This is a genomic window from Achromobacter sp. RTa, from assembly GCF_000757485.1.
GTDB lineage: Bacteria > Pseudomonadota > Gammaproteobacteria > Burkholderiales > Burkholderiaceae_B > Achromobacter.
In genome coordinates this window covers 109836-132969 of the sequence record NZ_JPYO01000006.1, presented here as the reverse complement: position 1 = coordinate 132969, position 23134 = coordinate 109836, and the positions used below count along the sequence as shown (strand labels likewise).

At 67.9% G+C, this 23134-nt stretch carries 24 protein-coding genes; 7 read left to right on the top strand and 17 right to left on the bottom strand.

The features are described 5' to 3' along the window. Positions 1–24 precede the first annotated feature (24 nt). The 5 genes from JL37_RS03640 to JL37_RS03620 form a co-directional block, all read right to left on the bottom strand. Positions 25–2103: a 3-hydroxyacyl-CoA dehydrogenase NAD-binding domain-containing protein gene (locus JL37_RS03640; protein WP_043542059.1), complete on the bottom strand. Its 2079-nt coding sequence runs from the start codon at positions 2101–2103 to the stop codon at positions 25–27. A 39-nt stretch (positions 2104–2142) separates the two neighbouring features. Continuing rightward, positions 2143–3120 (bottom strand): tripartite tricarboxylate transporter substrate binding protein, encoded by a 978-nt coding sequence (locus JL37_RS03635; protein WP_043542056.1) that lies wholly within the window; start codon positions 3118–3120, stop codon positions 2143–2145. A gap of 40 nt (positions 3121–3160) precedes the next feature. Then, complete coding sequence (locus JL37_RS03630; protein ID WP_043542053.1) at positions 3161–3553, bottom strand: MaoC family dehydratase; 393 nt, start codon at positions 3551–3553, stop codon at positions 3161–3163. A 10-nt stretch (positions 3554–3563) separates the two neighbouring features. Beyond that, the gene (locus JL37_RS03625) at positions 3564–4001 is read right to left on the bottom strand and encodes a MaoC family dehydratase (protein WP_043542052.1); all 438 of its coding nucleotides are present in this window, start codon (positions 3999–4001) and stop codon (positions 3564–3566) included. 166 nt (positions 4002–4167) lie between these two features. Next, positions 4168–6030: a sigma-54-dependent Fis family transcriptional regulator gene (locus tag JL37_RS03620; RefSeq protein ID WP_043542051.1), complete on the bottom strand. Its 1863-nt coding sequence runs from the start codon at positions 6028–6030 to the stop codon at positions 4168–4170. A 277-nt stretch (positions 6031–6307) separates the two neighbouring features. Here JL37_RS03620 and adh point away from each other — a divergent pair, with 277 nt between their 5' ends. Together adh and JL37_RS03610 are read left to right on the top strand one after the other, a co-directional pair. Further along, entirely contained in the window at positions 6308–7837 is a 1530-nt protein-coding gene (gene adh, locus JL37_RS03615) for an aldehyde dehydrogenase (RefSeq protein ID WP_052096833.1), read from the top strand. 65 nt (positions 7838–7902) lie between these two features. Continuing rightward, the gene (locus JL37_RS03610) at positions 7903–8280 is read left to right on the top strand and encodes a DUF779 domain-containing protein (RefSeq protein WP_043542050.1); all 378 of its coding nucleotides are present in this window, start codon (positions 7903–7905) and stop codon (positions 8278–8280) included. A 119-nt stretch (positions 8281–8399) separates the two neighbouring features. Here JL37_RS03610 and JL37_RS29900 read toward each other — a convergent pair whose 3' ends face one another. The 3 genes from JL37_RS29900 to JL37_RS03600 are packed head-to-tail and all read right to left on the bottom strand — an operon-like array spanning position 8400 to position 9520. Next, positions 8400–8594 carry a hypothetical protein gene (locus JL37_RS29900; protein ID WP_081954969.1) on the bottom strand — a complete coding sequence of 65 codons (195 nt, stop codon included), beginning with the start codon at positions 8592–8594 and terminating at the stop codon, positions 8400–8402. 43 nt (positions 8595–8637) lie between these two features. Then, entirely contained in the window at positions 8638–9291 is a 654-nt protein-coding gene (locus tag JL37_RS03605; protein ID WP_043542049.1) for a 2-hydroxychromene-2-carboxylate isomerase, read from the bottom strand. Positions 9292–9310: 19 nt separating this feature from the next. Continuing rightward, positions 9311–9520 carry a DUF2917 domain-containing protein gene (locus JL37_RS03600; RefSeq protein ID WP_156124205.1) on the bottom strand — a complete coding sequence of 70 codons (210 nt, stop codon included), beginning with the start codon at positions 9518–9520 and terminating at the stop codon, positions 9311–9313. A 170-nt stretch (positions 9521–9690) separates the two neighbouring features. Between JL37_RS03600 and JL37_RS03595 the strand changes: the two genes are divergently transcribed. Next, on the top strand, positions 9691–10608 hold the full coding sequence (locus JL37_RS03595) for a LysR substrate-binding domain-containing protein (protein WP_043542047.1): 918 nt from the start codon (positions 9691–9693) through the stop codon (positions 10606–10608). 18 nt (positions 10609–10626) lie between these two features. Here JL37_RS03595 and selD read toward each other — a convergent pair whose 3' ends face one another. Continuing rightward, a complete protein-coding gene (gene selD / locus JL37_RS03590; protein WP_043542118.1) occupies positions 10627–11688 on the bottom strand; it encodes a selenide, water dikinase SelD in 1062 nt (353 codons plus the stop codon). A gap of 274 nt (positions 11689–11962) precedes the next feature. Here selD and JL37_RS03585 point away from each other — a divergent pair, with 274 nt between their 5' ends. Both JL37_RS03585 and JL37_RS03580 read left to right on the top strand, forming a co-directional pair. Further along, the gene (locus JL37_RS03585; protein WP_043542044.1) at positions 11963–13402 is read left to right on the top strand and encodes a DUF1254 domain-containing protein; all 1440 of its coding nucleotides are present in this window, start codon (positions 11963–11965) and stop codon (positions 13400–13402) included. Between the two features lie 49 nt (positions 13403–13451). Beyond that, complete coding sequence (locus JL37_RS03580) at positions 13452–13961, top strand: acyl-CoA thioesterase (RefSeq protein ID WP_043542042.1); 510 nt, start codon at positions 13452–13454, stop codon at positions 13959–13961. 25 nt (positions 13962–13986) lie between these two features. On the opposite strand, the gene JL37_RS03575 is transcribed toward JL37_RS03580, so the two are convergent. After that, positions 13987–14952: a GlxA family transcriptional regulator gene (locus tag JL37_RS03575; RefSeq protein ID WP_043542041.1), complete on the bottom strand. Its 966-nt coding sequence runs from the start codon at positions 14950–14952 to the stop codon at positions 13987–13989. A 106-nt stretch (positions 14953–15058) separates the two neighbouring features. Between JL37_RS03575 and JL37_RS03570 the strand changes: the two genes are divergently transcribed. Further along, a complete protein-coding gene (locus tag JL37_RS03570; RefSeq protein ID WP_043542039.1) occupies positions 15059–15700 on the top strand; it encodes an HD domain-containing protein in 642 nt (213 codons plus the stop codon). Positions 15701–15717: 17 nt separating this feature from the next. Here JL37_RS03570 and JL37_RS03565 read toward each other — a convergent pair whose 3' ends face one another. From JL37_RS03565 to JL37_RS03540, 6 genes are all read right to left on the bottom strand, one after another. Then, on the bottom strand, positions 15718–16731 hold the full coding sequence (locus tag JL37_RS03565; RefSeq protein WP_043542038.1) for a sterol desaturase family protein: 1014 nt from the start codon (positions 16729–16731) through the stop codon (positions 15718–15720). A 2-nt stretch (positions 16732–16733) separates the two neighbouring features. Next, positions 16734–17507, bottom strand: a complete 774-nt coding sequence (locus JL37_RS03560) for a polysaccharide deacetylase family protein (RefSeq protein WP_043542036.1) — start codon at positions 17505–17507, stop codon at positions 16734–16736. 196 nt (positions 17508–17703) lie between these two features. After that, a complete protein-coding gene (locus JL37_RS03555) occupies positions 17704–18648 on the bottom strand; it encodes a beta-propeller fold lactonase family protein (protein WP_043542035.1) in 945 nt (314 codons plus the stop codon). Between the two features lie 209 nt (positions 18649–18857). Beyond that, the gene (locus JL37_RS03550; RefSeq protein WP_043542033.1) at positions 18858–19724 is read right to left on the bottom strand and encodes a DUF2950 family protein; all 867 of its coding nucleotides are present in this window, start codon (positions 19722–19724) and stop codon (positions 18858–18860) included. Positions 19725–19729: 5 nt separating this feature from the next. Further along, the gene (locus tag JL37_RS03545; RefSeq protein WP_043542032.1) at positions 19730–21115 is read right to left on the bottom strand and encodes a DUF3300 domain-containing protein; all 1386 of its coding nucleotides are present in this window, start codon (positions 21113–21115) and stop codon (positions 19730–19732) included. Between the two features lie 124 nt (positions 21116–21239). Then, positions 21240–21455, bottom strand: coding sequence for a molybdopterin-binding protein (locus JL37_RS03540; protein ID WP_043542031.1), 216 nt, complete (start codon positions 21453–21455; stop codon positions 21240–21242). A 219-nt stretch (positions 21456–21674) separates the two neighbouring features. Between JL37_RS03540 and JL37_RS03535 the strand changes: the two genes are divergently transcribed. Further along, a complete protein-coding gene (locus JL37_RS03535) occupies positions 21675–22112 on the top strand; it encodes a universal stress protein (protein ID WP_043542030.1) in 438 nt (145 codons plus the stop codon). 7 nt (positions 22113–22119) lie between these two features. On the opposite strand, the gene JL37_RS03530 is transcribed toward JL37_RS03535, so the two are convergent. Further along, positions 22120–23130, bottom strand: a complete 1011-nt coding sequence (locus JL37_RS03530) for a 2Fe-2S iron-sulfur cluster-binding protein (RefSeq protein WP_043542028.1) — start codon at positions 23128–23130, stop codon at positions 22120–22122. Between the last annotated feature and the right edge of the window lie 4 nt (positions 23131–23134).

Sequence of the window (23134 nt, the reverse complement as noted above, 5' to 3'; positions counted from 1 at the left end):
GGATTCCTGGATGACGGGTGAAGGTCAGCGCGAGTAGAAGCCGCTGCCGTCCCGGGCCTGGGCGAGCAGCAGGGGCGACGGGGTCCAGTACGCTTCGCCGGCCTGGCTGGCGTAGTGGCGGATCCGCTCGCAGATGCGGGCGGCGCCGACCTGGTCCGCATGGAACATCGGCCCGCCGCGAAAGCGCGGAAATCCGTAGCCGTTGAGCCAGATGGTGTCGATGTCCTCGGGCCGGCTGGCGACGCCCTCTTCCAGGATGCGGGCGCCTTCATTGATCATGGCGTAGAGGCAGCGTTCCAGGATCTCGTCGTCGGAGATGGCGCGGCGCCGGATGCCGCGCCTTTCGGCATTGCGCACGATGAGGTCCGAGATCGCCGGATCCACCGAACGGTTGCGCTTCTCGTCGTAGGTGTAGAAGCCCGCGCCCGTCTTCTGGCCCAGGCGGCCCGACGCGACGATCTCGTCAAGGATGTCGCATGCCGCTTCGCGTTCGCTCAGGCGGTGCAGCCGGCTCTGCCGGTTGCGCCAGGCGACGTCCAGGCCCGCCAGGTCATTGAGCTGGAACTGCCCCATGGGAAAGCCGAACTCGCGCAGCACGCGGTCCACCTGCTCGGGCAGCGCCCCCTCTTCCAGCATGAAATAGCACTCGCGGGTGCGTCGCGCCAGCATGCGGTTGCCGACGAAGCCGTCGGACACGCCTACCATGACCGCGACCTTGCCCAGGCGCTTGCCCAACGCCTGCGCCGAGGCCAGGGCGCGCGGCGAGCTGCGGGCCCCGCGCACGTTCTCCAGCAGTTTCATGATGTGGGCCGGGCTGAAGAAGTGCATGCCCACCACGTTCTCCGGCCGTCGCAGCCCGGCGGCCAGCGCGTCGATGTCGAGGAAAGACGTGTTGGACGCGATGATGGCGTCCGGCTCCAGGACTTCTTCTATCGCGGCCAGCACCTGCCGCTTCACGTCCATGTCTTCGAAGACCGCCTCCACGACCAGGTCGCAGCCCCGTAGCGCGCCGTATTCGAGCGTCGGCGCAAGCGCGTTGCAGCGCGCTTCGCGCGTGTCTTCGCCGATGCGCCCTTTCGCCACGTCGTTGCGGTAGGTCTTGCGTATCGTCTCCACGCTGGCCGCCAGCACCTTTTCGTTCTGCTCCACCAAGGTGACGGGAATGCCCGCGTTCAGGAGGCACATGGCGATGCCCGTTCCCATGGTGCCCGCGCCCACGACACCGGCCTTGCGGACCGGCGCGGCATCCTCGGCGGGCAGGCCCGCCGGCTTGGTCGCGACGCGCTCGGCGAAGAAAGCATGGCGCAAGGCCGCCGCCTGCGGCGACGCGACGAGCTCGCGGAAACGCTCGCGTCCATGGGCGACGCTCTCGTCGAAGTCCGCGGACACGCCATGCTGCGCCACGTCCATGCAAGCCTGCGGCGCGAGCTGGCCCCGATGGCTCGCCTGGAACCGCGCGCGCGCGGCATCGAAGACGCCTGGATCGAAAGCCGGAACCGGCAGCTCGCGCGTGCGCCGAGCGCCCCGCCCCTGCGCCAGCAGACGTTCCGCGAACGTGATGGCGGCGGCGCGCACGTCGTCTTGCGCCAGTTCGTCCACCAGGCCCGCCTCGCGCGCCTCGGCCGCGCCGATGGGTTTACCGCCGGCCGCCATGTCCAGCGCCCTTTCCACGCCGACCAGCCGCAACAACCGGGGAATGCCGCCGGCGCCCGGAATGATGCCCAGCGTCGACTCGGGCAGCCCCAGCCGGGCCCGCCGGTCCGCCACCCGGTAGTGGCAACCCAGCGCCAGCTCCAGCCCGCCGCCCAGGGCGTTGCCGTGGATTGCCGCGACGACCGGCTTGGCGCTGGACTCGATGGCATGGATGACCACGGAGAGATGCGGGTCCAGCGGCGGCTTGCCGAATTCCTTGATGTCCGCGCCGGCCACGAAGGTGGCGCCCGCGCAGGCGATCACGACGGCCTGGGCCGCGGCGTCGGCGCCGGCCTGTTCAATGGCCTGCATCAGGCCCGCGCGCACCGCCTGCGAAGTGGCGTTGACCGGAGGGTTGTCGATGATGATGACGCGGATGTTTCCGCTGAGCGTGGAAGATACGGCTTGCATGGTTGTCCTGTAGTGATGGCGGCGAGCCGCCGCCGCGATTCAGCGCGATTTCTGCATCGGCACCTTGGCCGTCTTGATGACCTGGGCCCACTTGTCCTTTTCCTGCCCGATGTAGCGGCCGAAGCCCTCGGGCGTATCGGTCTGCGGCTCCATGCCCTGTTGCTGCAGCCATTGCGTGAAGTCGGGTTTGCTCACCATGTCGCGCAGCGTGGCGTTGAGCTGGGCCACGATGGGCTTGGGCGTGCCGGCGGGCGCAAGCAGTCCGTACCAGCCCGCGGCCTGGAATCCCGGATAGCCCGATTCGGCCACCGTCGGCACCTGCGGCAGCGACTGGATCCGCTGCGCCGTTTCCACCGCGAGCGGAACGAGCTGCCCCGACTGGATCAGCGGCACCAGCGTGATCGCGTTGTCGCTGACCGCGGAGATCAGCCCCGACTGCACGTCGACCAGGGACGCCGCGCTGCCCTTGTAGGGCACGTGCAGCATGTCCACGCCTGCGGTGGACTTCAGCAGCTCCATGGAAAGATGTTGCGTGGACCCGGTGCCGGCCGATCCGAAGGTCAGCTTGCCGGGATCCTTTTTCGCCAGGGCCAGGAATTCGCCCAGCGATTTCGGCCCCAGCTTGGGGCTGACCGCGATGACCAGGGGCGATACCGCCACGATGGTGATGGGTTCGAAGTCCTTGACGGGGTCGTACGGCAGCTGCTGGTACAGCGAAGGATTGATCGACATCGCGCCCGAGAAGGTCATGCCCAGGGTGTAGCCGTCGGCGGGCGCCTTGGCGATGGCGGACATGCCCACGATGGCCGCGGCGCCCGGCTTGTTCTCGATCACCACGGGCTGGCCGAACTTCTCCGTTAGGCCGCGGCCTATCATGCGCGCCAGCGTGTCGGCGGCGCCGCCCGCCGCGGCGGGCACGATCATGCGTATCGGCTTGTCGGGATAAGGCGCCGCCTGCGCGGCCGTCGCGCTCAACGCCGCGCAGGAAAAGGCAAGACTGATCAGGATGCGTTTCAAGATTGTCTCCGTATGCTTGTTTTGAGAGATGGCGTAAGAATCAGCCGAGACGGCGGGTGATGGTCCCCACCTGCACCTTCTTCCCATCGGGCAGCGCGCAGGCGTAGGCCAGCTCGAGCCATCCGGGTTCACTGCGCGTCACTTCGAACTCCACGTCCACCGCGTCCCCCGGCCGCGTGAACGCCACGAACTTCGCTTCGATCTCGCAGCCGTCGTACCAGCCCGCGCCCAGCAGTTCGGCCGCCATGTCCATGACCGGGGCCATCACCAGCGCGCCCTGCACGATGACGCCCCCGAACACGCTCTTGGCGGCGTACTCCGGATCGGTGTGCGTCCTGCCCGTCGTGCCGTGCAGCGCGCCGAAGCGGTTGATGTCTTCCTGCGCGACCCCGCGCGCGGCGGAACGGAATGTGTCGCCTGTTTTGAATTCCATGCTCGCCTCCTCAGTTGGGCCAAACCAGGCTGCGCTCCGCCACCAGGGCGACGCGCGCGTTTTCCAGCTTGCGGACGGTGATCTCCAGCACGACGAAACGCTTGTCGTTCTTGAGGTATTTGTCCTTCACCCGCACGCTGGCCTCGAGTTCCTCGCCCGGATACACCGGCGCCAGCAGGCGGACCTTTTCACGGGCATGCAGCACGCCGACGGGCCAGGAAAACGCCGCGTGCTGCGGCTGAAAGCTGCCGACGAGGATCGGGTGCACGCTGCGCACGGCGCTTGCCGCGCCATTGCCCGGCACCGCGCGGCCTGCGGCGTCGAGAACGGGGGAATGATCGAAGGTGCCGATGAATGCATCGCTATCGGCGGCGCCGATGCTGTATCGGCAGGGAGGAAAGAGACGGCCCGGTTCGAAGTCGTCGTAGAACAGCTCGTTGCTTGCCATGTCATCACCTGCGTTGAAGGGGATGCGGGCATCGTAAGCAGTTCTTCCCAGGCGCAGGGATACTTAACTTATCTTCAAAAGATAGTTTTTCTTCAAGCGGCGCACAGCCGCCCCAGGCAAGGCCGCGCCGCCACCGAGGGTGGCGAGCGGTACTGGAAAAGCGCCCTCAGGCGGGGCGCGGCAAGCGGCGGTAGAGGGTGCTGCGGTGCACGCCCAACGCGCGGGCCGCGCGGCTGACGTTGCCGCCATGGGCTGCCAGGGCATCGCGGATCGCGGCATCCGTCATCGCCTGCAGATTGGCGGGATCGCCGGCGCTGGCGGACGGAGGAAGGCTGGGCGCGCCGCGGATATCCGCGGGCAGCATGTCGGCATCGACTCTGCCCGCCGGCCCGGCCAGCACGTGCAAGGTGCGCAGCACCGCCACCATCTGCCGGTAGTTGCCGGGCCAGGGATAGGCCATCAGGATGGCTTCGATCTCGGGAGGAAGGACCGGGCCCGCGCCATGCGCCGCCCACAGGCCGCGCAACAGATCCAGGCGATCCGCGCGTGCGCGCAGCGGCTCCAGCGTGACGGTGTACTCGGCGATCCGGAAATACAGGTCGGGCCGCACCGGCGCATCGGGACCTTCATGCGCCAGCGGGCGATGCGTTGCGCATACCAGCGCGAAATCCACCGGCACCGGCCGCGCCGCGCCCAATGGCGACACCTCGCGTGTCTGCAGCACGCGCAGCAGCCGCGATTGCAGTATCAGCGGCATGTCGCCGATCTCATCCAGGAACAGCACGCCGCCATGCGCCTGCCGCAGCAAGCCCTTGCTGCCCTGGCGGCGCGCGCCGGTGAATGCGCCCTCTTCATAGCCGAACAATTCGGACTCGATCAGGCTTTCCGGCAACGCGGCGCAGTTCACCGCCACGAATGGCCCCGACGCCCGCTTGCCGCGGGCGTGCAGCTGCCTTGCGAACACTTCCTTGCCCACGCCGGTTTCGCCTTGCAGAAGGATCGCCACGCCGGCATCGGAAAGATGCACTGCGCGCGCCAGCGCGCCCAAGGTCGCGGTATCGAAATTCGGCGTGTCGACGCGCGCGGGGCCGGCGGGCGGCGAGGCCGGCTGCGCCGGCGCCTGGCGGACTCGGGAGCGCGGCAGCCGCAGGCGCGCGTGATACACCGCGCCCGAACGCGTCTGCACCCTGCCCGCTGCATCGGGGCAGCGGTCGATGTCTCCATCGAAAACATCCGCGTAGCGGTACACGCCCAAGGCGGTGGGCGCAAGGCCCAGGGCCTGCAACGCGCACCGGTTCGCGCCGACCAGCCGGTCGCCCTCGAACGCCATCAGACCTTCGCCCGGCATACCCAGACCGGAATGATCCACGTGCAGCCGCAACACCGCATATTGTTCGTAGGCTTGCTCGAACAAACGGTGCTCGATCAGGTCCACCGCAGCGCGCACCAGTTCCAGCACGTCCGGGCGCACCTCGCGCGCCTGGCTGGACAGGTCCAGCACGCCCAGCGTGCGGCCTTCGCCGTCGGCGATGGGGATCGCCGCGCAGGTCAAGATACGGTTCGGTTCGAAATAATGCTCGGCGCCGTGGACCGTAATGGGTTGGCCCTCCACCAGCGCGGTGCCGATGGCATTGGTGCCTGCGGCGGCTTCGTCCCAGGGCGCCCCGGGCATGAGCGCGACGCGCGAAGCGCGCTGGGCGAAATCCAGGTCGCCATCGCTGTCCAGGACCAGCCCTTGCGCGTCGGACAGGATGACCAGGCTGCCGCTGCCGCCGGCCTGGCGGCGCAACATGGACATGGCGGGCTCGGACATGCGGCGCAGCGCTTCATTGCGCTGCTGCGCCTCGCGCAGCTCTCCCTGCGTCATGAGTTCGGCCCGGCGCACGCCGCGCATGTCGAAACCCAGGTCGGCGCAGCGCCGCCATGATCGCAGGATGGGCTCGGCGACCATGCCGCCGGGCACCGCGCCCTGCTGGTTGAACAGCAGGCGCGCTTGCGTCAGCGCGTGCTGACGGGACTGAGTGGCCATGCATGTCTCCTTGGACAGGCGTTCTGCGACACCTGTTCCGCGACACTGTCGCAAAACGCAACGGTGAGGGGAAGGCCCCCACGCCGCACCCGCTTGCGCGGGCTTGCTGCCCCCCGAGGGGACGCCGAGGAACATTCGCTGTGCGTCGCCCGCTTGGAAAATCTACTTTCGCATGTGCCGCGTGGGCTGTCCAGCGGATAAGTCCGGGCTGGCACGCTCCTTGCTTGATACAGGTCAGGCAGCCGACTGCCGCATCCCCACAATACCGGAGACAAGCATGGACATCGCGACCCGCGTTACCCCCGACACCTACGGCACGCGCCTCGACCTCAAAACCCAGTACGACAATTTCATCGACGGCAAGTGGCAGAAGCCGGCAGACGGCGAATATTTCGACAACGTCACCCCCGTCACGGGCCAGGTCCTGACCCGCAACGCCCGCTCCAAGGAGCGCGACATCGAGCTGGCGCTGGACGCCGCGCACCGCGCCGCTCCCAAATGGGGCTCCACCCCCGCCGCCGAACGCGCCCGCATGCTGATGCAGATCGCCGACGTCATGGAAGCGAACCTGGAACGCCTGGCCACGGCCGAGACCTGGGACAACGGCAAGCCCATCCGCGAGGCGCGCGCCGCCGACATCCCGCTGGCGATCGACCACTTCCGCTATTTCGCCTCGTGCATCCGCAGCCAGGAGGGCGGGCTGTCCGAGATCGACCACGACACGGTGGCCTATCACTTCAACGAGCCGCTGGGCGTCGTCGGACAGATCATTCCGTGGAACTTCCCCATCCTGATGGCGGCGTGGAAACTGGCGCCCGCCCTGGCCGCCGGCAACTGCGTGGTGCTCAAGCCCGCCGAACAGACGCCGCTGGGCATCCTGCTGCTGATGGAACTGATCGCCGACATCCTGCCTCCGGGCGTGGTGAACGTGGTCACGGGCTTCGGCCTGGAGGCCGGCAAGCCGCTGGCGTCCAGCAAGCGCATCGCCAAGATCGCCTTCACTGGCGAAACCACCACCGGCCGCCTGATCATGCAGTACGCGTCGCAGAACATCATCCCGGTCACGCTGGAGCTGGGCGGCAAATCTCCCAACATCTTCTTCGCCGACGTGGCCGCGCAGGACGACGACTTCCTCGACAAGGCCGTTGAGGGCTTCGTCATGTTCGCGCTGAACCAGGGCGAAGTCTGCACCTGCCCCAGCCGCGCGCTGATCCAGGAATCCCTGTACGACAAGTTCATGGAACGCGCCTTGAAGCGCGTCGCGGAGATCAAGCAGGGCAATCCGCTGGATGCGGACACCATGCTGGGCGCGCAGGCGTCCACCGAGCAGCTGGAGAAGATCCTGTCGTACCTGGACATCGGCAAGCAGGAAGGCGCCGACGTGCTGGCCGGCGGCTCGCGCGCGCAGATGCAGGGCGCGCTGGAAGGCGGTTACTACGTGCAGCCCACGGTTTTCAAGGGACACAACAAGATGCGCGTGTTCCAGGAGGAAATCTTCGGCCCGGTGGTGGCGGTGACGACCTTCAAGGACGCCGATGACGCGCTTGCCCTGGCCAACGATACGCTCTACGGCCTGGGCGCCGGCGTGTGGTCGCGCGACGCGAACACGTGCTATCGCATGGGACGCGCGATCAAGGCCGGCCGCGTGTGGACCAACTGCTACCACGCCTACCCGGCGCACGCGGCGTTCGGCGGCTACAAGCAATCCGGCATCGGACGCGAGAACCACAAGATGATGCTCAACCACTATCAGCAGACGAAGAACCTGCTGGTGAGCTACTCGCCGAAGAAACTGGGCTTCTTCTAAGCCGCAAACCGCGAAGGACGGGCGCGCCTGGCCTTGCGGCCGGGCGCGCCCGAAAGGACGACATCATGGCAGAGCACACGCCGCGCGTGGTCGCGACCGACGAAGCGCGCGAACTGATCGAAACCCTGCGCGCCAAGCACGGCCCGCTGATGTTCCACCAATCCGGCGGATGCTGCGACGGCAGTTCGCCCATGTGCTATGCGCTGGGGGAATTCATGGTGGGCGGTTCGGACGTGCTGCTGGGCGAACTGGAAGGCTGCCCCTTCTACATGGGCGAGGACCAGTTCGCCTACTGGGAACACACCCAGCTCATCATCGACGCCGTGCCCGGCCGGGGCGGCGCCTTTTCGCTGGACAGCGCCGAGGGCAAGCGTTTCCTGCTGCGCTCGCGGCTTTACTCGGATGAAGAGTGGGCGCGGGTGGCGCCGGTGGGGCGTGGCTAGGGGGAGATGTGCGTTATGTCGTTATGTGTCAGACACCCGTGTCAGACACCCGGGAAGCGTCTGTTCGGTGCGTGGCGGCGGGGCGTAAGGGTGTCGGACACGGCTTCTGATGAAGGGTGTTAGACACGGCTTCTTTTGAAGGGTGTCAGGGACCCGGCTTCTTTTGGGATGGTGTCTTTTGGCGGTTCTTGGGGCAGGTGCTCGGCCTGTTCCCATTGGAACGACACCCGCCTGATGCGGGCGGCGCGGAATTGCGTGAACGAACGGCCGCCCGGCATGGGCGCACCGCGATAGGCACTGCTGGCGTTCTTCATTGCTTGTTGGTGGTTTGACGAAAAACTCGTGCGGCGTCTGGGCTCAGGCGCGGGCCGCGGGCGGCGTCCAGGCGCTGGCGGGCGCACCCCGGCGCGTCCAGTCCAGCGCATCCTCCAGCCGGTCGTTGCCCCAGAACATTTCGCCGTCCACGAAGAACGTGGGCGCGCCGAACAGGCCCAGGTTGCGGGCGCGGTCCACCTGGCGCCGCAGCGCCTCCTTGGCGGCCTCGGACTTGGCGCGGGCGATCAGCGCGTCCGCGTCCAGCGAAAGATCCGTCAGCAGCTGGTGCACGACGTCCTCGGCCTGGATGTCCTGGTCATGCTGGAAATTGGCGCGGAACACCGCCACGCAGAAATCCCGGCCCCAGGGCTCATCCTGGCCCAGCAGGGCGATGCGTGCGGGCAGCACGCTCATGCGCGGGAATAGGCGCGGCCGCTTGTAGACCACCCCGTACTTCTCGGCCAGACGGGCGATGTCCCGCATCATGTAGGCGCCCTTGCCGGGAAAGAGCCGGAACGGCGTGTCGTTCCAGCCCTGGGCCTGGAAGATCGGGCCCAGCAGAAAGGGGCGCAGCTCGACCCGAACGCCGGCATCCTGCGCCAGGGCGTCGATGCGCTCGATGGCCAGGTAGCTGTAGGGGCTGGCGAAATCGAACCACATCTCGATGCGGGGCGAATCGGGCAGGGACGCAGTCATCACGAACTCCGGTAGGACCCTAGGAAATTAGCGCGACCTGCGCATCCGGCAGGCCGCTGAGAACGACGTCGCGATCGCTGCCGACGGTAACGGAATCACCGGCTTGAAGCACGCTGTCATCGAAGCGGCGGTATTCGGAGACCCACAAGGTGCCGGCGTGACACACGATGCGGAGGCCCGATGCCCGCTTGAGCAGCATAGTCGACCCGCCGGCCAAACGGAATGACATTCCCGCAGTGCAACATACCTGGATCATGGCGTTCCTCCCGGGCCGCGGCGGCGGCAATCGAGGCGGATCGCCGGGCAACGCCCGTTGATCCGTCGTCTGGGTTCTATTGAACGCCTGCGGAGTACTATTGCTCAAGCGACATTTCTGTCCGGTACGCATGAGTTTTACGAATGCCATATCCGCTGGCCAAACTTCCGCCCCTTGATCTCGTCCGAGGCTTCGTGGCCGTGGGCCGCCGCATGAGCATCACCCTGGCGGCGCAGGACCTGCATGTAACCCAGTCCGCCGTCAGCCGCCAGATCCGGGCGCTGGAAGCCCACCTGGGCGTGCCCTTGCTGGTGCGCGGCTTCCGCAGCGTGTCGTTCACCTCCGAAGGCGCCCAGCTATTCCGCATGGCCGACGTCTGGCTGAGCCAGCTGGGCGATTTGACCGAGCAGCTGCGGGCCCCCGAAAGGCGCACGCCCGTCACCATCACCACTACCATCGGCGTGGCGTCGCTCTGGCTGCTGCCCCGCCTGGGCGACTTCCAGGAGGCCCACCCGCATATCGACGTGCGCGTGGCGGCGGACAACCGGCTCATCGACATCGACCGCGAGAACGTGGACATCGCCATCCGCTACAGCCTGCGCGACAGCGTGCCGGACACGGCGGCCTGGCTGTTCGGGGAATCGGTGGTGCCGGTGGCGCACCCGTCCCTCCGGGCGCGCGAACTGGATGCGCGCGAACTGCAGCGCCACGTCTTGCTGGAGTTCGACGACCCCACGCGGCCCTGGCTGCAATGGTCCGAATGGCTCAATGCCCGCGGCCTGGGCCGGGTGGCCGCCAAGGGCATGCTGCGTTTCAACCAGTACGACCAGATCGTGCATGCAGCCCTGGCGGGCCACGGCATCGCGTTGGGACGGCTGGCGCTGATCGCCCCGATGCTGGCGGACAAGCGCCTGGAGGCCGTTGGCGGGCAGGCCGCCCGCGCCACCGATCTTGCCTACTGGCTGGTGCGCAATGCGCGCCGCAGCACGCCGGACGCGGAGGTCGTCATGCAATGGCTGATGGAACAGGCCGCGGCGACCGCGCGCGACCTGACCTCGTAGGGCCCGCGGGCCCCGCGCCTACTCCACGCGCACGAGGGGCTCGCCGGCGCTCATCTCGCCGATGACGGCGGCCTGGGCGAAGCCCTGCCCATGGAACAGGTCCAGCACCGCCTCGGCCGTTTCCGGCGCGCAGGACACCAGCAGGCCGCCGGAGGTCTGGGGGTCGGTCAGCAGGGCGCGCTGCGTGTCGGTGACCGCGGCGCCCAGGCGGATGGATTCGCCATAGGACGCCCAGTTGCGGCCGGATGCGCCAGTAATGACGCCGTTTGCCGCGTGGGCCTGCACGCCGGGCAGCCAGGGCAAGGACTCCAGCCGCAGGCGCGCCGTCAGTTTCGCTCCGCGCGCCATTTCCAGCGCATGGCCGAGCAGGCCGAAGCCCGTCACGTCGGTAACGGCATGCACGCCGTCCAGCGCGGCCAGCGCCGCCCCCGGCCGGTTCAGGCGGGTGGTGGTGTCGATCATCACCCGGTAGCCGGCCTCGTCCAGAAGGCTTTTCTTCAACGCCGCCGACAGAATGCCCACGCCCAGGCCCTTGCCCAGGATCAGCACGTCGCCGGCCCGGGCGTCGGCGTTGCGCTTCACGCGGGCCGGATGCACCAGCCCCATCGCAGCAAGACCGTAAATGGGTTCGACGGAATCGATGCTGTGGCCGCCGGCCACCGGTATGCCGGCATCCGCGCACACCGATTCGCCGCCGCGCAGGATGTCCGCGATGACGCTGTGCGGCAGGACGTTGATCGGCATGCCCACGATCGCCAACGCCATGATCGGCGTGCCGCCCATCGCATACACGTCGGACAGCGCGTTGGTCGCCGCGATGCGGCCGAAATCGAATGGATCGTCCACGATCGGCATGAAGAAGTCGGTGGTGGCGATCAGCGCCTGCTCGTCGTTGAGGCGGTACACCGCTGCATCGTCGGCGGTCTCGGTGCCGACCATCAGATCCGGGTAGCTGGCCGCGGGGCCGAAGCGCGCCAACAGCGCCGACAGCACGCCCGGCGCAATCTTGCAGCCACAGCCGCCGCCGTGCGAAAGCGAAGTCAGCCGCGGCACCGCGGCGCTAGCAACATCCTGGGGCATTTCGATCTCCATACGCCAATCGAAAAGCATAGCACCGCCTTGGCGGCCCTTTTGCGCGGCCCGGCCGCGTGGCCCGCGGGCGCGCCGCCGGCCGCCCCTATGGCAGAAATTGGCCGCGGAAATGCGCTTTTTCACGGATTCCGGATGCGCGCCCCGCTGCTACCATGGCCGCCACCCTCGGGGAGGCGGCAGGCTCGCCTTCCGGCGACGCCGCGCCGCGGATTGCCTGCACGCGGCCCCCTCATTTTTTCCCGGTTAGTCCGTAGGAACGCCGATGCGCCGCCTTGTTGTCCTGGCCCTGTCTTTCGCCGCCGCGCTGGCGCCCGCCATGACGGGTGCCGCGCCGGCCATGCCGACCCCGGCTGCGGCGGCCACCGAGGCGGCCCGCCAGGCCGCCATGGAGGGTTATCTCTATTTCTACCCCCTGGTGACGATGGACCTCACCCGCCGCCAGTCGATCCATCCGTCCCGGGGCGCGCAAGGCGCGCCCGCCAATACCTTCCTGCACGGACGGGCCCTGCCGGAACCCGAGGCCGCCACGCCGTGGGCCAACCCCGACATGCTGCGCAGCACCGCCTGGCTGGACCTGACCGGCGGTCCGGTGGTGCTCTCCACGCCGGACACCCAGGGACGGCTCTACACGCTGACGCTGCTGGACATGTGGACGGACGCCTTCGCCATCCTCGGCAAGCGCGGCACCGGCACGGCCAAGGGCAATACCGCCATCGTGCCGCCGGGTTGGACCGGCGCGCTGCCTCCGGGCATGGCCCGCATCGACGCTCCCACGGCCCATGTCTGGGCCAAAAACCTGATCCAGGCCGACGGCCCCGCCGACTACGCCGCGGTCCACGCCTTGCAGGACGGCTTCGTCCTGACGCCGCTTGCGCAATGGAACCTGCCCCCCCAGGCTCAGCGGCTGCGCTCCGATCCCTCACTGGACCTGGCCATCCCGGTGCGCGAGCAGGTGGAATCGATGCCCACGGACGCTTTCTTCACCTACGCGGCCGGACTGCTGCGCAAGAATCCGCCGCACCCCACGGACCAGCCCGTGCTGGCCCAGTTGCGCCGCGTAGGCCTGGTTCCCGGCAGGCCGTTCGATTTCGACAAGCTCGACCACCCTGCCAAGCAAGGCATGCGCCGGGGGATGCGGGCCGCGCGCGAGCGCATGGCGGCCGCGGCGGGCCGGACGGTGCAGGACGTCAACGGCTGGCAACGCGAAACCGCCAGCATCGGCGTGTACGGCAACGCCTATCTGCGGCGCGCGCTGGCCGCCCAGGCGCAGCCGGGCTCGGGCCTGCCCGAGGACGTGGCCGTGCTGCTGCTGGCTGCCGACAGCGAGGGAGCGCCGCTGGACGGCGCGCACGGCTATGTGCTGCGCTTCGAAAGCGGCCAGCTCCCGCCCGCGGGCGCGCTGTGGTCGCTGGCGGCGTACGATGGCAACGGCATGCCTGCCGCGAATCCCCTGGGCCGCCGCGCGCTCGGCAGCCGCGCGCCCCTGCGCTACAACGCCGACGGTTCGCTGGACGTGCGCCTCAGCCATGCGGTCCCCGCGCCCGAAGCGCAATCCAACTGGCTGCCCCTGCCGCTCTCGGGCCCGGCCAGCGTGCTGCTGCGCGTCTACCAGCCCGGGCCGGCGCTGCTGGACGGTTTGTGGGCGCCCCCGGCCGCGCAGCGGGAAGAAAACCCGGAAAGCGCCGAAAAGACGGAGCCATGACGGGCGCCTGCCGCTACCATAGGCGTTTTATCCGAGATTCAACGCCGCCATGGACGACGCCTTTAGCCACCAATTGTCGATGACCATCCTGATGACGCCCGACATGGCGAATTTTTCAGGGAATGTGCACGGCGGAACCATCCTCAAGTACCTGGACCAGGTGGCCTACGCCTGTGCCAGCCGGTACGCCGGCCAGTACGTCGTGACCTTGTCCGTCGACCAGGTCGTGTTCCGCGAACCCATCCACGTGGGCGAGTTGGTGACCTTCCTGGCCGCCGTGAACTACACGGGCCGCACGTCCATGGAAATCGGGATCAAGGTCGTCACCGAAGACATCCGCAAGAAGCTCGTGCGCCACACCAACAGCTGTTACTTCACGATGGTGGCGGTAGACGACCAGGGCGCCCCCACCGCGGTGCCGCCGCTTGCGCCGCGCACGCTCGAGGAAAAGCAGCGCATGGAAGCAGCCAGGCTGCGCCGCGAACTGCGCCAGGAAATGGAACGCCGGCACGGCGAGATCAAGCGCGAAACCACGCACGACGCCCAACCCGGCGCCTGACCTGCCACCGGGCCGCGGCCTGCGTTCAATCCGGGCCGCTGCCATGATGCCGCCGGTACGCCGCCGGCGACACCCCGACATGCTTGACGAAGGCCCGCCGCAAAGTGTCCACGTTGGCGAAGCCGCACTGAGCCGCCGCCTGCTTGGGCGTGGCGGCGCCGCCCTCCAGCATGGCCCGGGCCGCCGCCACGCGCGTCATCTCCACCCAGGCCGCCGGCGTGACGCCGACCTCGGCGTGGAACAGCCGCGCAAAGTGCCGCGGGCTGAGGCCCGCGTGCGCGGCCAGGGCATCCACCGACAACGGCAGCTGCGGGTGCGCCGCCACCCAGCGCTGCACTTCCTGCAGCACCGACCTGCCGACCGGCCCGGCCTGCCCCTTGCGGCTGAACTGAAGCTGCCCGCCAGGGCGCTTGAAGAACATCACCAGCTGCGACGCCACTTTCGCCGCCACCTCGCGTCCCAGGTCCTCTTCGACGAGCGATAGCGCCAGATCCAGCCCGGCCGTCACGCCCGCCGAGGTGCGCAGCTTGCCGTCGCGCACGTGCAGCGCATCTTCCTCGACCTCGACCCGCGGATAGGCCAGCCGCAACTCCCGGGCCGCATTCCAGTGCGTCGTCACCCGGCGCCCATCCAGCAGGCCCGCGGCCGCAAGCACGAACGCGCCGGTGCAGACCGATCCGTAGCGCCGGGCCTCTCGCGCCGTCGCCCGGATCCATTGCAGCGCGGGCGTGCTGAGCACCGCGCGCGAGGCATGCGGCGTGCCGGCGACCAGCAGCGTGTTCAAGCGCGGCAGCGGGTCGCCCACCACGGCGTCGGGCAGGAGGCAGACGCCCGACGAGCTGCGCACGGGCCCCGGTTCATAAGCCACCACGCGCAACACGTAGTACGCGCGCCCCAGCTCCGCATTGGCCTGGGCGAAGACGTCGAGCGGGCCCGAAACGTCGAGCATCTGGACGCCCGGCAGGGCCAGCACGGCAATGGTTTGGGTCATGGCAGCAGATCGCGGTATTTGGCAGGAATCGGCGTATTACGCCTATTGAGGCCATTCTAGTGCGGCAGCAGAATGAATCGCCACCCCCTACCTGAAGGCCTTTGCCATGACATTCTCCATCGACGACATCCAGATCCCCGACAGCCAGCTGGCCCGCGAAATCACCGAACTGGTGCGCGACACCGAGTCGCCGCTGCTGTTCCATCACTCCAGCCGCGTCTATTACTTCGGCGCGCTGGCGGGCAAGCAGCGCGGGCTGAAATTCGACCCAGAGCTGCTGTATTGCGGCTGCATGTTCCACGACATGGGACTGACGCAGCGGCACAGCAGCAACTGCTGCCGCTTCGAAGTGGACGGCGCCAACGCGGCGCGCGATTTCCTGCAAAGCCGCGGCATCGCCCCGCGGGACATCGAGCTCGTCTGGACGGCGATCGCGCTGCACACCACGCCCGGCATTCCCGAATTCATGGATCCCATCGTCGCGCTGGTGACCGCGGGCGTGGAAATGGACGTGCTGGGCCTGACCTATGGCGAATACAGCGACGCGCAGCGCCAAGCCGTGGTGGCGGCCCATCCGCGCGGGCCGCGCTTCAAGGAGGAGATCATCCAGGCCTTTTACGACGGTATCAGGCACAAGCCGCAAACCACGTTCGGCAACGTCAAGGGCGACGTGATCGCCGACAAGGAGCCGGACTTCCGGCCCGGCAATTTCTGCGACGTCATCCGCCAGTCGCGCTGGGCGGGCTGACGCCGGGCCTGGGCGCGTCAGGCGCGCTCGGCGGCTGGCGGCTGGCCCGGCGGCGCACCGGCCGGTTCGCGGTCGCGGTCCCGGCCCGCCAGGCGCTTGAGCCCGAGCCACTGCTGGGACCAGAAGCTACGGCCGTAGTCCCTGGCGCCCGCTTCGGGCTGCTGGTCATGGATGCCGGTGGGGCCGTAGCCCACGCCGAAACGCGCGGTGCGGAACAGCACGTCCCAGATGGGGAACAGCGCGCCGAAGTTGTAGCCGCCCGCCGGCCCCGGCGACGAAGCGTCGTAGGCGATGGAGTGATGGTGGCGGTGGAAGCGCGGACTGACCAGCAGGCGTTCGCCCACGGCGCCGAAATGCATGCGCAGGTTGGCGTGCGAAAAGCTCTGCGCCAGCTGGGTAATGGCCACCACCATCACGAACTGCGCCGGCGGCACGCCCACCAGTTGCGACACGAACACCACCAGCACGTCGCGCAACATGTCGTCCAGCAGGTGGTTGCGGTCGTCGCTCCAGATAGTCATCTGGCGCTGGCTGTGGTGCACGGCATGCAGCGCCCAGAGCCAGCCGAAGCGGTGCTGGGCGCGGTGATAGAAGTAGTCCACCGCGTCGAACAGCAGCAGGTAGATGATCAGGCTGACCCAGGCCTTATCGGTCACGCCAGGCCAGTACTGGTCCAGCTGGAACGTCGCGAAGCCCCATATGTGGAGCTGGCCGAACACGCTGTCCCATAGCGGATCGATGGTGAAGAAGAGCACCAGGCGGAACGCGCCGAGCCGGTGGATCAGCGTGTACAGCACGTCGATGCCGATCTGGCGGCGGTCGGTGACGGGTTCCACGGGCCGCAGGCGCTGCAGGGGGCCGAACACCAGGACCAGCACCGCGATCTGCAGCAGGCCGACCAGCAGCCACATCGTGGCGTCATAGCCGTCCTCGATGAAGTTGCTCATGCCCAGATGAAACAGCGCGGGCTGAATCGCCGTTTCGAAGACCCATTGCTGGCACTCTCCGAAAAGTTGACTAAGCGTATCCATGATCAATGATGAGTGGCAATCCAGTCGCGGTAGGCCGGATGCTTGTCCAGAGTAGCGAAACAATAGCCCTTGCGCTGCAAACCTTCAATCAGAGGCTCCAGCACGGCGGGCGCCCAGGGATCCTGGCGCGACCAGATGCCCAGATGGGCAAGCAGGATGTCGCCGGGCTTTATCGTGCGCAGCGCCTGGTCCAGCAACCGGGCATTGGGATATTTGTCGCTGGGCAGCTCGTCGCCCAGGAAACCCGCGGGCGCCCAGCCCACGTGCTCGAAGCCGCAGGCCTTGGCCGCCTTCAGCAGCGCCGGCGAGGTCTTGCCGCCCGGGGCTCGGTAGATCGGCAGCATGTTCTTGCCGGTCATCTGGTGGAAACGGGTGACGGACCGCTTGATCTCGGCGCAATACTGCTCGGGCGTCCACTCGGCGCGCTTGCCCGCGTCGGGGCCGGCGCTGGGCTTGACGCGGAACCTGCCGCCGGGCAGGTCGCCCTGCCAATAGACGTGATCGTAGGTATGCGAGCCGAAGGCATGCCCTTCCGCCGCGCGCGCCTTCCACCAGGGCGCCCACACGTCGTCCATGCTGGAGCCGTCCGTCAGCGTGCGTTCATTGGCGAGAAAGAACGTGACCGTGACGTGATGGCGGGCCAGCACATCCGCCACCAGCGGCGCCACGCCCATGTGGCCGGTGTCGAAGGTCAGGTAGACGGGCTTGTCGCAGGTGGCCGGTTCCGCAGCGCCTGCGGCGGGAACCGCCAGCGCCAAAAACAAGGCCCCAGCCAAGCCCCTTAAAGCGCGCGCAGCGTGGGGGCCCTCTTTCGCCGCCGGGCCGCCCCAAGGCGAAAGACGCCCCCTCGGGGGGCAGCAAGCGCGCGCAGCGTGGGGGCTCCCTTTCGCCACCGGGCCGCCCCAAGGCGAAAGACGCCCCCTCGGGGGGCAGCAAGCGCGCGCAGCGTGCGCAGCGTGGGGGCTCTTTCCTCTATCTTGTCGGAGCATGGTTCAGCGTCCACACGCCGTGGGGGGACTTGCCCACCGGCACCTGGTTGGAGACCTTCTTCTGCTCAAGGTCCACCACGGTGAGCTTGCGCGCCCAGCGCGAGGTGACAAGCAACGTCTTGCCATCGGCCAGCACGTCCATGCAGTCCGGGCCGCCGGGCACCGGGAACGTTTCTACGACGGTCAGCGTCTGCATATCGATGCGGCTGATGGAATTGGCGGTGCGGTTGCTCACGAACAGATGGCGATGGTCGCCTTGCGCGCGGAAGGCGTGCGCGCCGGCGGCGGTCTTGATGCGCGTCACCAGCCTGGCCGGGCCATTGCTGACGTCATAGGCCTCGACGTAGGAATCGCCCGTCAAGGCCACCAAGAGGGTTTTCTGGTCGGGCGTCAGGAATACGTCGGCGGGCGTCTTGCCCACGGGCACCGTCCACTTCGGAGTCTGGGTTGCCAGGTCGATCGCGATCAGCTGATCGCTGTCCTGCAGGGTGACATAGGCCGTCGTGCTGTTCTTGTCGATCATGATGTGGCTGGGCGTCTTGCCCGCCGGGATGCGCTTGACCAGAGCCAGGTCGAACCCCTTTTCCAGCGGCTTCCACGCATAGATGTCGATATGGTCCAGGCGGTTGGCCGCCGTCACGAACCATTTCATGTCGGGCGAGAATTGAAGCTGGTAGGGATCGACGATGCCCGTCAGGGTGCGCTGCACCTCGCCCGTCTTGGGATCCATCAGCGTGATCGTGTCGCCGGTGGCATTGGCCACCATGAGCGACTTTTCGTCGGGCGTGAGATACAGGTGGTGCGGCTCCTTGCCCGTCGGCACGCGCCGCAATTCCTTGTAGGTGGCCGGATCGATGATGCTGACGTTGGCGTCCAGGGAGTTCAGGACGAAAATCGGCGTGGACGCCGCCGCGGCGCTAAGCGCCATCCCTACGCCGAACAGGGCGTAGCGGACAAAATGCTTGGGGTTCAATTTCTAGGTCCGGCAAAGGGAAATCGGGCTGGGTCCCGGTGCTCGCCATTGTAGGCACGGCGGCCTGACAAAAGAGCGTCAAAGCCTGCTTTCGCCACAAACGCACACGCCTGTTGCGACCCAGCAACAAGCGTGTTCCGATCTGCCCCCGAAAACCGGAAAACTCATTTTGCGCCAATGGGTTGCGCGTTGGCGGCGGCCCAGTTTGCAGCGGCGATATCGCGCTCGCGCAATGTCGCCGCGCGCGCGGCGGATGAAGGCCCCAGGTCGGCCTCCAGCACACCGCCCTCGGGCCCCACCACGAAGGATCCGATGCCGGTCTGTCCGTAGCGGGCGGGCCAGGCGACGATGCGATACGTATCGCCCTGCCCGCCCGGGATCACCTTATAGCGGTATCCGTAATAGGCATCGTCCAAGGGCACCTCGGGCCCCATGGTCAAGGCGTCCGGTCCGAAAGCCTGCTGCGGGGAACCTGGGACCTCCGGCCAGTACAGGCCATCCCGCTCGCCCGTCCGGCTGACCAGGCGGCTGGCGTAGCGCCCCTGGCCCACGCCGTCCTTGTAGCGCGCCTGCGCAGCCTGCAACTGCTGCAGGGTTTCGATGGCAGTCAGCTCATTGCGGCCTATCGCCCGGCGGCGGATTTCCGCCGTGCCCGCGGCCGGATCGAAGCGCCAGCCGTGGCCGGCGCGCACGATGGGCACGGGCAGCGTCCAGCCCGAGTCGCCAACGCCCAGCCAGGAGCGCCCCCCGTCGGCGATGATCTCGTGCTTGCGGGACCACGCCGCCAGGAAGCGGTAGATATCCTCCTGCGCCACGCCGCCCGGCACGATCCGCTGATGATTCGGCCCCAGCACCTTGGCCAGCCCGTCGAGGTCGCCGGTCGCCATGGCGTCGACGAAGGCATCCGCGGCCGCCTGCGGACTGGGGTACAGGCTTTGCGCTGCGGCGGGAGCCGCCAGGCCGAGCGCCAGCGCCGATGCGGCGCACAGCGCGCGCAAACGGGCGAAAGCCATGAAAGTTCCGTTTTCCATGATGCTTATCTCCGGCCGCCGAAATGTCCGCCACCACCGCCGCGCCCTCCGCCTCCGTGCCCGCCGCCGCGCTGGATTCCTCCGCCGCCGCCGTGGCCCATTTCGCTGCGATGGCTCTGCTGCCGCATGCGTTCGCCGTTGCCTGCGTCGCTCAGCGCATTGGTGCTGTTGGAGGCCCGGCCCCGGTTGCGAGCGGCCGATTCGTCCGCGCGCTGGCGCTGGGCGGCGGCCTGGCGGTCTTGCGACGACATGCCCGAAGCCCGGTCGTGCTGCGCGCCAGCCTGGGGCCGTTCGCGAGCGCCCTGGCCGGCCTGCTGCCGCTGGCCTTGACCTTGCCCGCGTCCCGCGGCGCCCTCGCCCCGGCCAGCGCCCGGCTGGCTGTGCCCCGGAATGGCCTGGCCGGTACGGCCTTCAAACGATTGCGCCGCGCGTTCGCGGGCGGCATCGCGGGAGCTGGCCCCTGGCGCCGCGCCGGACGCGCGGCCGGCTTGGCCCTGCCGCTGCGCGCGGTCCTGCAGGCCCGCCTGGCGCTGGCTGTCGAAGCGCTGGCGGCTGGCCTGGTCGGCATATGGCGCGTTACCGCGGTTGGCCGCGTTGTGCTGCCAGGCAACCTTGTTGTTGTTGACGTTGGTCCGGTCGATGCGCTGGTTGACGTTGATGTTGTTGTAGCGGTTGACGTCGATGTCCACGTCGTTGTGCCCCCAGTCGAAACCGCCCCACATCGAGTTGATGGCGGCCACGCCCAGGCCGAAGCCGACGCCGGCCACCAGCGAGGTGGCGAACACCGATCCCGGCGGCGGCGGATAGTAGTAAGGGGGATAGGAGGGATAGGCCCAGGCGCCGTAGACCACGCTGGGGTTGTAGCTGGGCACGTACACCACCTGCGGATCCGCCGGCTCGATCACGACGACGGTCTTGTCATTGGCGGTGCTGGAGGTGACCTTCTGCTGCGGCGTGCTCTTCAGGTTGCCCGCCTTCTGGGCCTGGACCCGCAGCCGCTGGACCGAATCCATGACCGCGTCCGGTTGGGCCAGGAAGGCGTCGCCCACGGACTTCACCCAGTCCGGCTGCCGTCCCATCATGTCCATGACGGACGGAAAGGCCACCAGGGCCTTGACGCTAGGGTCCCAGGCCTCGCCCTCGACCGCCTTGACGGCCTTGTCGCCGGATTCGGAAGCATGGCCGGCCGACCACTTGGCGGCCGCCGCCACGTCGTCGGGATAGGTGGCGCCCATGAGTATCTGGGACAGCAGCGAATCCGGGTATAGCGCCACGGGAGCCATGAGCTGATCCAGTTGCGCGTTGTCCAGCTTGGTCTGCGCCGTGGCGGGGAGGCAGGCCGCCAGCCCCAGGCATAACCAGCCGATGAACCACCGATGCAGTCGACGCATTTTCCGTTCTCCGTGAATCGCAAAGCATCACGCCACAAGCCAGGAGGGAACAGCCGGATATCGCGCTGACAATATATGCCCAACGGCGGCGCAGGGGAAGCGCCGCGTTGTGGCGTTTATGGCGTTACAGCTTGGCGACGGACACCTCGGTGGCCTTGACGAAGGCCAGCACCTCGGTGCCCACCTGCAGGTCCAGTTCTTTCACGGAGCGCGTGGTGATCACGGACGTGACGATGCCCGCGGGAGTGTCCACGTCCACCTCGGAAACCACCGGTCCCAGGACGATCTCCCTGATCTTGCCGCGGAACTGGTTGCGCGCGTTGATGGATTGAATGCTCATGGTCCGGCTCCTGAAGGTATGACGAGTAGGGCAAGCCTACGGGCCGGGCGCGCCGCGGAGAAGGACCGATTCCGAATGGCGATATGCGGAATCGGCATATGGCGGGGCGGCGCCGGCCGGGCCGCGTCTCGTCCGTATGCGGGACTGGCCTGCCGCCGGACGCGAGCCTATACTGGATTCGCGGTTGCTCGGTATTCCTTTTCCTAAAGGAGAGGCAACATGTACAAGCACTTGCTCATCGCCGTGGACGGCTCGCTCCTGTCCGAATCGGCTTTCAAGCGTGCTCTTGTTTTCGCCAAGGAAATGGGAGCCACGGTGACGCTCATCCGCGCCATCCCGGAAGATCATCTGCTGATCTACCAGGCCGAGATGCTGGGCACCACGCAAACGCAGCATACCGACCAGGCACGCAAGAACGCGCAAACGTATCTGGACGGCCTGGAAGCGGAAGCGCGCCACGCGCTGGTGCCGTGCAACGCCATCGTCACGGTCAACGATCATCCCCATGCAGCAATCGTCGAGGCGGCGCAAAGCCTGGGCTGCGACCTGATCATCATGGGTTCGCACGGGCGCCACGGCATGACCGGCTTCCTGCTGGGCAGCGAAACCCAGCGCGTGCTGGCGCACACCCGCCTGCCGGTGCTGGTGTTCCGCTAGGGCCGGCTCAGCCGGCGACGGCCAGCGCGTGCTGGAAGGTGAAGCTGTCGGCGTACATGTGGTCGAGGCTGGCGCCGCGCGAGGCCAGCAGGCTCTTGGCCTGCTGGATCATCTCCGGCGCTCCGCACAGGTAGATCGCGTGCTCGGACAGATCTTCGTGGTCTTCCAGGACGGCCTGCTGCACGTGGCCGCGCCGCCCCTGCCAGCCCGCCCCCGCGCGCGACAGCACCGGCACGAAATTGAATTCGTACAGGCGCCCGGCCCAGCCTTCGATCACGTCGCGCAGGTACAGGTCGGACTCGGTGCGCATGCCCCAGTAAAGGGTGACGGGCGGGCAGTCCTCGTTGTCCAGCAGCGATTCCAGGATGGCCTTGATGGGCGCGATGCCAGTGCCGGTGGCCATCATGATGAGCGGCCGCCAGTCTTCCTCGTGATAGCTGAACACGCCCAGGGGAGCCTCGATCTCCACGCGGGCGCCGGCTTGGGCCTGCCCCAGCCAGAGGTCGGTATAGCGGCCTCCCGGAATGCGGCGGACGTGGAAGTCCACCAGGTTGCCTGCGGGCACGGACGCCATGGAAAAGCTGCGCGTCTCGCCATCGGGCAGCACCACGTTCATGTATTGGCCCGGCACGTATTCCAGGCCGGGTTCGGGAAGCGCCAGCGTCAGGTGGATGACGTCGTCGCAATACCTTTCGATGCCGTGGATCGTGGCGGGCAGGCGGCGCGGCTCCGGAAACGATTGCCGGCTGCTGGCCACGCTGATGCACAGGTCGCCCAGGGGCCGGGCCTGGCAGGCCAGCGCATAGCCGTCGGCAGCCTCCTCCGGCGTCAGCGCCATCGGAAACTCGTCGTACGCGACGGCGCCGGACTCCAGTTTGATGCGGCAGGTGCCGCAGCCGCCGAAGGTGCACTCGTGCGGCAGCTTCACCGCCGAGCGCTCCGCGGCCTGCAGCACGGATTCGCCGTCTTCGACGTGGAACGCCTCGTCGGTTTCCAGGATATGCACGCGGTATGCCATGGCC

Excerpts from the sequence above, each read along its gene's own strand:
- selD (WP_043542118.1), bottom strand. The coding sequence starts at position 11,688 with ATGCCCCAGGATGTTGCTAGCGCCGCGGTGCCGCGGCTGACTTCGCTT.
- JL37_RS03605 (WP_043542049.1), bottom strand. The coding sequence starts at position 9,291 with ATGACTGCGTCCCTGCCCGATTCGCCCCGCATCGAGATGTGGTTCGAT.
- JL37_RS03565 (WP_043542038.1), bottom strand. The coding sequence starts at position 16,731 with ATGGATACGCTTAGTCAACTTTTCGGAGAGTGCCAGCAATGGGTCTTC.
- JL37_RS03610 (WP_043542050.1), top strand. The coding sequence starts at position 7,903 with ATGGCAGAGCACACGCCGCGCGTGGTCGCGACCGACGAAGCGCGCGAA.
- adh (WP_052096833.1), top strand. The coding sequence starts at position 6,308 with ATGGACATCGCGACCCGCGTTACCCCCGACACCTACGGCACGCGCCTC.
- JL37_RS03625 (WP_043542052.1), bottom strand. The coding sequence starts at position 4,001 with ATGGCAAGCAACGAGCTGTTCTACGACGACTTCGAACCGGGCCGTCTC.
- JL37_RS03570 (WP_043542039.1), top strand. The coding sequence starts at position 15,059 with ATGACATTCTCCATCGACGACATCCAGATCCCCGACAGCCAGCTGGCC.
- JL37_RS03600 (WP_156124205.1), bottom strand. The coding sequence starts at position 9,520 with ATGTCATTCCGTTTGGCCGGCGGGTCGACTATGCTGCTCAAGCGGGCA.
- JL37_RS03545 (WP_043542032.1), bottom strand. The coding sequence starts at position 21,115 with ATGCGTCGACTGCATCGGTGGTTCATCGGCTGGTTATGCCTGGGGCTG.
- JL37_RS03550 (WP_043542033.1), bottom strand. The coding sequence starts at position 19,724 with ATGGAAAACGGAACTTTCATGGCTTTCGCCCGTTTGCGCGCGCTGTGC.
- JL37_RS03620 (WP_043542051.1), bottom strand. The coding sequence starts at position 6,030 with ATGGCCACTCAGTCCCGTCAGCACGCGCTGACGCAAGCGCGCCTGCTG.
- JL37_RS03640 (WP_043542059.1), bottom strand. The coding sequence starts at position 2,103 with ATGCAAGCCGTATCTTCCACGCTCAGCGGAAACATCCGCGTCATCATC.
- JL37_RS29900 (WP_081954969.1), bottom strand. The coding sequence starts at position 8,594 with ATGAAGAACGCCAGCAGTGCCTATCGCGGTGCGCCCATGCCGGGCGGC.
- JL37_RS03535 (WP_043542030.1), top strand. The coding sequence starts at position 21,675 with ATGTACAAGCACTTGCTCATCGCCGTGGACGGCTCGCTCCTGTCCGAA.
- JL37_RS03555 (WP_043542035.1), bottom strand. The coding sequence starts at position 18,648 with ATGGCGCTTAGCGCCGCGGCGGCGTCCACGCCGATTTTCGTCCTGAAC.
- JL37_RS03630 (WP_043542053.1), bottom strand. The coding sequence starts at position 3,553 with ATGGAATTCAAAACAGGCGACACATTCCGTTCCGCCGCGCGCGGGGTC.
- JL37_RS03530 (WP_043542028.1), bottom strand. The coding sequence starts at position 23,130 with ATGGCATACCGCGTGCATATCCTGGAAACCGACGAGGCGTTCCACGTC.
- JL37_RS03580 (WP_043542042.1), top strand. The coding sequence starts at position 13,452 with ATGGACGACGCCTTTAGCCACCAATTGTCGATGACCATCCTGATGACG.
- JL37_RS03585 (WP_043542044.1), top strand. The coding sequence starts at position 11,963 with ATGCGCCGCCTTGTTGTCCTGGCCCTGTCTTTCGCCGCCGCGCTGGCG.
- JL37_RS03540 (WP_043542031.1), bottom strand. The coding sequence starts at position 21,455 with ATGAGCATTCAATCCATCAACGCGCGCAACCAGTTCCGCGGCAAGATC.
- JL37_RS03595 (WP_043542047.1), top strand. The coding sequence starts at position 9,691 with ATGCCATATCCGCTGGCCAAACTTCCGCCCCTTGATCTCGTCCGAGGC.
- JL37_RS03575 (WP_043542041.1), bottom strand. The coding sequence starts at position 14,952 with ATGACCCAAACCATTGCCGTGCTGGCCCTGCCGGGCGTCCAGATGCTC.